The organism is Frankia sp. CeTa3Moorea (genome assembly GCF_978021225.1).
The window spans coordinates 1-2,674 of the sequence record NZ_CDXDOR010000284.1; the positions used below are offsets into that span (position 1 = coordinate 1).

Annotated in this window: 3 protein-coding genes and 1 pseudogene; 2 read left to right on the forward strand and 2 right to left on the reverse strand. The window is 73.6% G+C overall.

Going from position 1 to position 2,674, the window contains the following annotated elements; translation table 11 throughout:
* Positions 1–295, reverse strand: a pseudogene (locus AC08OV_RS24370) (hypothetical protein); the annotation flags it as partial.
* Positions 296–449: 154 nt separating this feature from the next.
* Positions 450–1,103, reverse strand: coding sequence for an O-methyltransferase (locus tag AC08OV_RS24375; RefSeq protein ID WP_476620411.1), 654 nt, complete (start codon positions 1,101–1,103; stop codon positions 450–452).
* Positions 1,104–1,241: 138 nt separating this feature from the next.
* Between AC08OV_RS24375 and sigE the strand changes: the two genes are divergently transcribed.
* Both sigE and AC08OV_RS24385 read left to right on the forward strand, forming a co-directional pair.
* A complete protein-coding gene (sigE, locus tag AC08OV_RS24380; RefSeq protein WP_476620412.1) occupies positions 1,242–2,075 on the forward strand; it encodes an RNA polymerase sigma factor SigE in 834 nt (277 codons plus the stop codon).
* Positions 2,072–2,674 (forward strand): anti-sigma factor family protein (locus tag AC08OV_RS24385; RefSeq protein ID WP_476620413.1); only part of this gene is annotated, 603 nt, incomplete at its 3' end. The genes sigE and AC08OV_RS24385, both read left to right, overlap by 4 nt.

Here is a 2,674-nt window from a genome sequence, read left to right on the forward strand (position 1 = left end):
TCGGGGAGGGGGTGGCGCCCGGTGCGGCCGGGTGGGCGGAGCGCGCGCCGTGCGCCGGCCCCACCAGGCGGTTCAGCGTGTAACCGGCAATCCCGGCCAGGACCGCCACGACGAGGACGAACGTGATGTAGGGCAGCAGGCTCTCACGTGGGGCGGGCGGCGGCTCGGCGCGGCTGTCATAGGCGTCCCTGGCCCGGCTGTCATAGGCGTCGAAGTCGCCGTCGTGGTCGCCGTAGTTGCCGTGGTCGCCGTCGTAGACGTCATAGCGCCGGTACTCCTGTGCGGCCGGTGCCATTTACTCCCCAAGGCGTAGGAATGTCACGCTTAAGCGCACCTTACGCGTCCACCGAGGAGCCACCGGGTACCGGCACGATCAGCTGGCCCCGATCGTGTTACCGCGGACCGGTCACCCCGACCGGGGTGCCTGGCCAGCCGGCCGGGGTGCCTGGTCAGCCGACCGGGGAGGACTTGGCGACCACGGCGACCAGGAGGCCGCCGCCGGTGGTGAGGAGCATCTGGGTGAGCCGCACATCGTCACGTACAGCCGTGGCGAGTTCGCGGACCGCCACCGCCTCGGGGTCGGTGGCCTGGCCTTGAGCCAGGGCCAGCACGCTGGCGAACGCCACCACGCCGCCCGGCCGCAGCAGCCGCAGGGCCTGGGTGAGGTACTCGGTGCCCTCACGCCGGTCCGCGTCACAGAACACGAGGTCATAGGCGCCGTCGGTCAGGCGGGGGAGAACGTCGAGGGCGCGGCCGGTGATCAGCCGGCTGCGCCCCGGGGTCATCCCCGCGTCGGCGTAGGTGCGCCGAGCCAGCCGAAGGTGCTCGGCCTCGACGTCGATGGTGGTCAGGGTCCCGTCGGGCCGCATCCCGCGCAACAGCCAGGTACCGGAGACCCCGGTACCCGTGCCGATCTCGACCACCGCGCGGGCGCCCACGGCGGCGGCGAGGAAGCGCAGGACCGCGCCGGTACCCGGGCTGACCGGGACGATCCCGACCTCCTCGGCTCGGGCGCGGGCAGCGCGAAGGATCGGGTCTTCCAGCAGGAAGCCCTCTGCATAGGCGGCGGCGGACTCGAGCTCGCCGATGTCAGTGTCCGGCATGACTTCCGCAGCCTACGGGAACGGGAGACCAGGGACGCGCGTTCATCTGGTCAACGCGCATCGTGTCGAGGATCGAGGGGAGAAACGTCGGTGTCCGCAGCGGGATTCGCCGCTCCCTGGCCGGCTCGTCGGGTACGTTTGACGCGAACCGACCGAGAGGCGGCCGTGGCTGCTCAGGACCCCGGGGCGGGCTCGGACGCCGCCGGCGTCGCCGCCACCGCAGAAGCTCCTGGTTGGGTTCCTCCTTCCTGGGAAGACGTGGTCCGTGAGCACGGCAACCGGGTCTACCGCCTCGCCTACCGCCTCACCGGTAACGCCCACGACGCCGAGGACCTGACGCAGGACGTGTTCGTTCGGGTGTTCCGGTCGTTGGCGGACTACACCCCCGGCACCTTCGAGGGGTGGCTGCACCGGATCACCACCAACCTCTTCCTCGATCGCATGCGTCGCCAGCAGAAGATCCGGTTCGATGCGCTGCCCGAGGACACCGAGCGGCTGGCCGGCCGCGAGGCGAGCCCGGAGGCGGTCTACGCCGAGGCTCATCTCGACGCGGACGTCGAGGCCGCGCTCGCCGCTCTGCCGCCCGACTTCCGGGCCGCCGTCGTGCTGTGCGACATCGAGCAGCTCTCCTACGAAGAGATCGCTCAGACGCTGGGCGTGAAACTGGGCACAGTGCGCAGCCGGATCTCGCGCGGTCGGGCGATGTTGCGCGCGGCGCTGGCCGATCGCGCGCCACGTACCGGTGACGGTGCCGCGTTGTCCGCCGCCGTGGCGGTCTCGGACGACGCCCTTCTCGCCGCGGAGCCCGCCGTCGGGCCGGTGGCGGAGCTCGCCGAGGCGGACGCGGCGCCGCCGGGCACGACCAGACCGCATCGGGGCCGAGGCGACGACGGGCGGCTCAGAAGCGGGGGACGGCATGGGCCCGTCGCCGCCGGGAGCAAGGGTGGTGCTCCGCGGGAGCGGCGGGCGTGACCGAGCATCTCGGCGATCGGATCTCGCCTCTCATCGACCATCAGCTCGATCATGACGCTCGCGACCGCGCGCTCGCGCATCTTGCCTGCTGCGGGGAGTGCCAGCGGGAGGTGGCGGCCCTGCGGATAGTCAAGGCACGGCTGGTCGCCCTCGATGGCCCGGATCTTCCTGGCGGCCTCGCGGTCTGGCTGCTCAGCCTGGGCGGTCCGGCCGCGGTGCCCGCGTCCCCCCGGGGCTCGCCCCAACAGCCCCAACAGCCCCAGTGGTCCCCACAGTCCCAGCGCTCCCCGTTCCGTCCTGCGCCGGACAGGCGGGGCCCCACCCGTCTCGACCCGGCCAGGCGTCCCGGGGCGTTCACGGTGACAGTACCGGCCCTGCTGCCGCGTTCCGCCGAGCTCCGACAGCCCCCCTCCGATCCTCGCCCGGGCGCCGGCACTCGTCCCGCCTCGCCCAGGCTCGCCGCTCGACCGGCGCCTGGAGCCACCGGCGGGGCGGCGCGCGGTCTGGGTCAGGCGGGCCGTCCCGCGCCGGGGCCCGCGCGCCAGCGCCTGCGGCGGCCGGCCCCGCCCGCCCCGCGCCGGCGGCTGTCGGTCCCGCAC